General features: G+C 67.2%; 7 protein-coding genes. 5 read left to right on the top strand and 2 right to left on the bottom strand.

Annotated features, from left to right (window positions below; translation table 11 throughout):
• Together EP26_RS37045 and EP26_RS28990 are read left to right on the top strand one after the other, a co-directional pair.
• The coding region (locus EP26_RS37045) for a hypothetical protein (RefSeq protein WP_211259605.1) at positions 1-275 on the top strand (275 nt) is incomplete at its 5' end.
• A gap of 90 nt (positions 276-365) precedes the next feature.
• Entirely contained in the window at positions 366-797 is a 432-nt protein-coding gene (locus tag EP26_RS28990) for a hypothetical protein (RefSeq protein WP_043344541.1), read from the top strand.
• Here EP26_RS28990 and EP26_RS28985 read toward each other — a convergent pair.
• Positions 758-2,110: a serine hydrolase domain-containing protein gene (locus EP26_RS28985; protein ID WP_245624561.1), complete on the bottom strand. Its 1,353-nt coding sequence runs from the start codon at positions 2,108-2,110 to the stop codon at positions 758-760. The two genes, EP26_RS28990 and EP26_RS28985, sit on opposite strands and share 40 nt — an antisense overlap.
• Before the next feature lie 511 nt (positions 2,111-2,621).
• On the opposite strand from EP26_RS28985, the gene EP26_RS28980 reads away from it, so the two are divergent.
• The 3 genes from EP26_RS28980 (at position 2,622) to EP26_RS34120 (ending at position 5,364) form a co-directional block, all read left to right on the top strand.
• The gene (locus EP26_RS28980) at positions 2,622-3,800 is read left to right on the top strand and encodes an MFS transporter (RefSeq protein ID WP_043344536.1); all 1,179 of its coding nucleotides are present in this window, start codon (positions 2,622-2,624) and stop codon (positions 3,798-3,800) included.
• A 333-nt stretch (positions 3,801-4,133) separates the two neighbouring features.
• Complete coding sequence (locus EP26_RS28975) at positions 4,134-4,523, top strand: hypothetical protein (protein ID WP_043344534.1); 390 nt, start codon at positions 4,134-4,136, stop codon at positions 4,521-4,523.
• Between the two features lie 94 nt (positions 4,524-4,617).
• Positions 4,618-5,364 carry an SH3 domain-containing protein gene (locus EP26_RS34120; RefSeq protein ID WP_084113120.1) on the top strand — a complete coding sequence of 249 codons (747 nt, stop codon included), beginning with the start codon at positions 4,618-4,620 and terminating at the stop codon, positions 5,362-5,364.
• Positions 5,365-5,482: 118 nt separating this feature from the next.
• Here EP26_RS34120 and EP26_RS28970 read toward each other — a convergent pair whose 3' ends face one another.
• The gene (locus EP26_RS28970; RefSeq protein ID WP_043344532.1) at positions 5,483-6,433 is read right to left on the bottom strand and encodes an IS110 family RNA-guided transposase; all 951 of its coding nucleotides are present in this window, start codon (positions 6,431-6,433) and stop codon (positions 5,483-5,485) included.
• Positions 6,434-6,625 lie beyond the last annotated feature (192 nt).

The raw sequence follows: 6,625 nt of genomic DNA, 5'->3' as shown, positions 1-6,625 counted from the left end.
TCCCCAATGTCGCAATCAAGGCGACCGGCGCACCTGGCTACTCGACCCAGCCCTATCCGTTCCGAAACATCCATGATGGACTTCGGCGCATTTACGACGCTTTCGGGCCACACCGCTTCTTCTGGGGTACCGACATCACCCGCATGCCATGCACCTATCGGCAATGCGTGACGATGTTCACAGAGGAACTGCCCTGGTTGTCGGGGGACGACCTCAAACTGGTTATGGGCCGCGCTATCTGCAGTTGGATCGGCTGGGACCTATCGCATGACTGACGCCGACGCTGAGCAAGGATGCAAAGCGCCGCCAACGCCTGGATATTGCCGCCGGCACTGCCGCTGGCCCATTCCTGAAAGAACGACCAGTTGTATCGCTATTACGTGGCGCAGCGCGTGCTGAAGGGCGACGCGGGTGCCAAAGACGACGGCATTGTGCGCCGGGTGTCGGCGGCGGAGATCGAGGCCGCAGTGGTGGACCAGGTCCGGGCGCTGCTGCGGCAGCCTGAGATCGTCGTGGGCACTTGGCTAGCGGCGAGGGCCGAAGCACCAGAGCTGACCGAGATGGAGGTCCGGGACGCGCTGGAGCGGCTGGATCCGCTTTGGGGCGAGTTGTTCCCAGCCGAGCAGGCGCGGATCGTGCGGGCGCTGGTGGAGCGGGTCGTGGTCGGGCCGGGCGGCCACGTTCGCGACCTCGGAACCGCGAGCCCTCGGCGCCTAATCCCAAACGCTCCAGCCCGTCAGGGCTGGAGCGCCGCACGTCAGGTTGGGGCGCGTCGGCTCTCTGCCATCGCGCCGTAGACGAGGTTCTTGAACAGCATCCGGGTCTGCACCCGGTTGCTCGGGCCCTGGGCCATCAGGATGCCGACAAGCCCCTCGGCCCGGTCGATTGTGAAGGAGGTTCCCCACGCGCCCGCCCACATCGCATCGCCAGGGCTGCCTGGGGAGAAGCCCATTCCATCCGCCAGTCGCACGCCGAAGCCAAGGCCAAAGCCATACCCCGGTCCGGTGGAGGCGGAGGGGTTTCCGCCCATGCCCACGATGTGGTTGGACATCATGAAGTTCACGACCGGCGCCGCGAGGTAGCGCTGCCCGTCCAACACGCCGCCATTGGCGAGCATCTGGGAGAAGCGCAGGTAGTCAGCCGCCGTGGAGACCATGCCCGCGCCGCCGCGGAAGTAGGACAGCCCGGCCTCGTTCTCCAGGATGCGGTAGGCCCGCCACATCGGCGCGGTCTGCGGGTCCGTCGTCGGAGCCTCCGCCAAGCGGCCCCGCCTCCCGGGCTCCACGAACCAGGCCGTGTCGCGCATGCCCAGCGGATCGAGCAAACGTTCCCTGAAATGGCGGTCGAGCGGCTGGCCCGACACGCGTTCCACCAGCAGGCCGAGCACGTCCGTCGATATGGAGTAGTGGAACATCGTCCCGGGCTGATGCGCGAGCGGGATGGTGCCGAGGCGCCGCAGCATCTCGTCGCCGGTGATCGGGCCGGCCGAGGCCTCAATGTTGTGTCCCTCGTAGAGCTCCTTCAGCCGCGGTGTCGGCGCGCTGTTGGAATAGATGAAGCCGGCGGTATGCCGAAGCAGATCATGAACGAGGATGGGCCGAATGGGTGCCACGTCTTCCGCCGGCTGCCCCTCGCGGCGCTGTTCCACCTTCAGGTTGGCGAGTTCAGGCATCCAGTTCGTGATGGGGTCGTTGAGCTTCATCCGCCCTTCCTCGACCAGCATCATCGCCGCGACGGAGGTGATGGGCTTCGTCATCGAGGCCTGCAGGAAGATCGCGTCCATCGGCATCGGGCGCGTACGAGCGGCGCCCTGGTGGCCGACCGCCTCCATGTGCACGACCTGCCCGTTGCGGGCGACCGCGACAACGCAACCGGGGAAGGAGCCGCGCTCGGCTTCCCGCTCCAATGCGGGCCGGATGCGTGCCAAGCGCTCACGCGAGAAACCCTGCACCAAGTCGCCGCCTCCTGTGATCGGGCGAGGTTGAGCACCCGGCGTAGTCGTCGCGGGCGCTTGTGCCGACGCGGAGCCAGCGGCAGCAAAGATCCCGGAGACGCCAGCTGCAAGCGCGGCGCGCCGTGAGGCTTGGACGGTGTTCATCGTTTCCTCCACGGTTGGTCCTTAGGTAGCCTGCAGGCGCCCACATTCGCCTGCGAACCATCCCACAGGAACGCTAGAACACGATGCGGCCCGGGCCAAGAACGAGGCCAGTCGGCGCCCCCTGTATGGCGAAACCGGTGATCGCCTGTGTGCCGATCCCGGTTGCGGAACAATCGTCCGCTTCGCCCAGCAGGGTCAGTCGAGCTCGGCGGCGCATTCTCCGCTTTTTAGAGAAGCCAGGCGCGGCCTCAAGTGACCGTTGTGAGTGCGGAGCCGCATGATCGGTGTTGGCCGAAAGCAGACTGGCCGCTTTGGGTCGCGCGGGACGCCCAAGCGGACCCAAACGGCACGTAGCCCCTTGGCAGGTTCCGACCAGAGCAGACTCTCGCTCAGCGCGCTCGCAACCGGACCTTCGCGATGTCCGCCAAGGTAACCCAGGGGCTTGCTCCCGACTGCGGTCAACCTTGACGCGGCCCCTGCAAGCGCAGCAGCTTGGCGCGCTAGGGGACAGGAGGAACGGCGCTTGGAAACTCTTCAGAGCCGTCGTGGCCCGCTGACGCTGCTCGCCGTCCTCACCTTTGCCCGCGTCGCCTACGGCGTGCAGTTCCAATCCGTGGGCGCAGTCGGGCCGGCGATGATCGCCGACCTCGGTCTCGACCACGCCCTTCTCGGCACGCTGGTGGGTGCCTACTCGGTGCTCGGGCTGGCGCTGTCTCTTCTCGCCGGCTGGCTGATCGCCCAGCTCGGCCACCGCCGGATCGTTCTCGCCGGCCTCAGCCTCCTCGTCCTGGGTGGCTTCTTGCTGGGGGCTGCCCCGGGCTTTGCCGTGGCGCTCGCCGGCCGGCTGATCTCGGGAGCGGGCGCCGTGCTGCTGCTGGTCGCCCTCCCGGCCATCGTCGCCGGCCTCTTCACGGGGCCTACGCTTCCCGCCGCAATGGGCACTTTGCTCGCCGGCTACCCGCTCGGCATCGGGATGGGGTTTGTCGCGCTCCCCCTCTTCGGGTCATGGCGCGGGGCGATGGCTGTGACGGCGGTCCTTGCCCTGATCAGCTTGGCCGCAGCGGCGACCACACTGACCGGGACCTCGGGTGGCGGCGGTATGCGGCGCAGCGTCCGGCTCAACGCTAGGGAGATCGGCGCAGTGACCGCCGCCGCCCTGGTCTGGGGGCTGCCGAATGCTGGCTTCGCGGTGCTGCTCGGCTTTGCGCCGGTGTTCTTCGTGGGCCGGGGCATGTCGGCCGAGGCGGCAGCCGCCCTGGTCAGCCTCGTCGCGTTCGCGACTGTGCCGGTCGGGCCGCTTGGTGGGTGGCTACTTGGCCGCCTGCCACGGCCGCTGCTAGGCATCGCTGGGGGCATCGCCCTCGCAGCGGCCGCCACGCTGGCCTTGACGCTGGACGTTGCACCTGCGGCCCTGCTGGTCGTCGTTGGGGTGGCGCTCGGCTCGACCGCCGGCCCAATCGTGGCCCTGCCGGCCGCGGTGCTCGCGCCGGAGCACCGCGCGCTGGGCATGGGCCTGTTCTGGACGATATTCTTCCTTCCCATGACTTTCCTCCCGCCCCTCGCGGGCTTGGCGCACGACCTGACCGGAGATGCAGCGGCACCCCTAGGCGCGGCGGCAGCATTCGCCGCCACGGCGCTGCTCGCGCTCGTTGCGTACGCTAAGTTGCGACAGCCGATCGTCGTGGCCGCGAGTGCTGGGTGACGACTGCGGTTACTCTGGACAGTCACGCTGCAAGCCGGAGCCCCCCACGCGTCGCGACGTGTCAGGGGCAGGAGGCCACCTCCCAATTGAGGATCAGAAAGCAGAACGGTCTGTTTTCCGCCCAACCTGGCCATCGTCATCCCCGTCACCAATGTCCGCTTCGAGGCAATGGCATGGAAATCCTGAGCGGCGGGAGTGGGCGCAAAGCTGCCAATTTGGCTACCGTTCAGCGATGTCGGGCGGGCCATCGATACCGGGTGTACGGTGACCGGCACGAAGGTCGCTTTTGGGCCGATCTGACCGCCAGTTGGCTCCGGGGAGCCCAATGGAGGCGTGGCCGAAGCGGCAAGCATCACGGTCCGGGTGCCGCTGGCCTTTCCGCGGCGGCCGGAGCGGAAGACGGTGGTCATGCCGGTGCGGGAGGGTGTGCCTGCCGTCGCCACACGCGCCGATCCAACGTTGGTTAAGGCGCTGGCGCGGGCGTTCCAGTACCAGCGGCTGCTGGACGCCTCGATCAGCGAGATGGCGGAAGCAGAGCGCATTGAGCGGGGCTATTTGGGCAATCTGCTGCGGCTGACGCTGCTGGCGCCAGACATCGTGCGGGCGATCCTGGATGGGCAAAAACCGGGCGGGATCACCCCACCGGCACTGATGGCGTCGTTTCCGAGGAGGCGGGACGCGCAGTGCTCGAAGTGCACAGGGTTGGAGGTCGCTTCTAAGTGATTGCCCAACTTTCACATTAGGCTGCAATGGGCCGGCACTTGCTTGGGGTGTTGGCCGTGTCCCGCCTAAAAGGCGCGCTCACGGACAGGCATTTATGATGCATAGGCTCGTCGCGCTGGTGCTCACAGTGATTGGGGTGGGCTTAGCGGCATGCGGTGATCCGCCCAAGGAAACGCCTAGCCCTGAGCCCACTCTCGCATCCGCGCGCCAGGCTGCTGAGGCGCAGGTGCGGGCTCGGTTGCGCATGGTGGGTGAAATGCAAATGCGCGCCGTGCAAGCTTGGCGACAGCAAGTACCGAACACCATCGCCGTATGCGGTCAGGTCAACCCGACCGGCGAGGCCACCGACCCCTTCATCCCCTTCGTGGCGCTCGTGACCTTGAGGGAGGATAAGACTGAGCGGGCGGACCTCGTGATCGGCATGTCAAACTCGGAAGCAGGCCGTGTCTTCGTTGAGATGCTCGACCGCTGCTTCGAGGGTGGCGGCCCACCGTCAGGGCGCCCGCAGGCACGTGTCTTACCGCCATTGCCGCTCGACGCTGCACTTGCTCAGCAGCGCGGGGCATTGCCGACCACCACGCCACCTTCGGGAGTAGCCAGCCCACCGGCGCCAACGTCACCTAAGCCGGCAACACTCCCGTTAGCTGGAGAGCGCGTGGTGACCACCACTGCAGCCCACCCGGTGAACATCCGCAGTCAACCGGGTGGCGGCGGGACGGTAGTCCGTATCATCCCGCGTGCCTCAACTGTGCGCATATTCGGCGAGGCGCCGGGCGGTTGGCTACAGGTGGGCGAGGATCAGCCCTTCGGCTGGGTGCATGGATCGATGCTGGATAGGTAGGACGGCACTCGGATGGCCGGAGGTGTGGCCGGGTCCAGCTAGGTTGGCGAGCTTGATCCGCAAGCTCAGCCTCGCGGCCAAGGTGAAGATGACGGCCTCTGAGCGACCGTCTTGCGGGTCAAGCGGATTGCCATGGGGTCTTGGCCCTGAGAATGGCGTTGAGGATACCAAGGAGGCGCCGCATGCAAGCGACGATGGCGACCTTCTTGGGGCGGCCGCGGCCGATAAGTTGCTGGTAGTGGGCTTTGAGGACCGGGTTCCAGCGGATGGCGCTGAGGGTTGCCATGAAGAGGACATTGCGGATGCTCGTCCTGCCGCCGGCGATGGCCCGGTGGCCACGCATCTGACCGGAGTCTCGGTTGACGGGTGCGACGCCTATGAGGGCAGCGGCCTCGCGGCGATCGAGGCGGCCGAGTTCGGGCATTTCGGCAATGAGGGTGCGGGCGGTGATGCTGCCGACGCCGGGGACGCTCTGAAGGAGGTCGTCGGCAGCGCGCCAGGCTGGCGAACCACGGATGGTGTCGTCGATGTCGTGGTCAAGTTCGGCGAGCTGTGCCTCGAGCACCTTGAGTGTGGCGTGGATGGTTTGGGCGACCTTGGGGGCGCGGGTTTGGCGGACGCGATTCTGCTCCATGCCGATCATTTCGATGATTTGGCGACGGCGGGCAACGAGTTCGGCCAAGGTCTGCGTGGCGGCGTCTGGGAGTGGCCTTGGCTCGGGGCGGACGCGCTCGCCGAAAAGCGCGATCGCCGCAGCGTCGAGGCGATCCGTCTTGGCCAAGCGGCCGGTGGCGCGAGCGAAGTCGCGGATTTGGCGTGGGTTGACCACGACCAAAGGCAGGCCGGCGCCGGCGATCGCGGCAGCGACAGTGAGTTCGAAGCCGCCGGTGGCCTCGATAACGACAAGGGCTGGTGGTTCGGCCCGCAGCCGCGCCAAGAGCTGGTCGAGACCTGGACCATCACGCGGGATGGCGAAGGCGTGGCCCGATGGGCGGAGATGCACATCGAGGCGGTCCTTGGAAACGTCGATGCCGACAAAGCTGTGCGCCGCAGTAGGAAGCTGGTCCATGACCCGTCCTTGCAAATGCGGGCTCGCAGCCGTTCGGCAGCGGCCCAGGCGACCGTTCGGGTTCCCGGATGGGATGACGGACGGCGCCCCCAGCTCAGAGACGGGCTCATTCACCCCAGGCGGTCTCGGGCTGCCGTCCGCCGTCAGCCTCGCCGGCTCACCACCGGGAGGCAACTGTGAGATACAAGGCGG

Origin of the sequence: Belnapia moabensis DSM 16746 (assembly GCF_000745835.1) — a bacterium.
GTDB lineage: Bacteria > Pseudomonadota > Alphaproteobacteria > Acetobacterales > Acetobacteraceae > Belnapia > Belnapia moabensis.
This window is presented reverse-complemented; position numbering and strand designations above follow the sequence as displayed.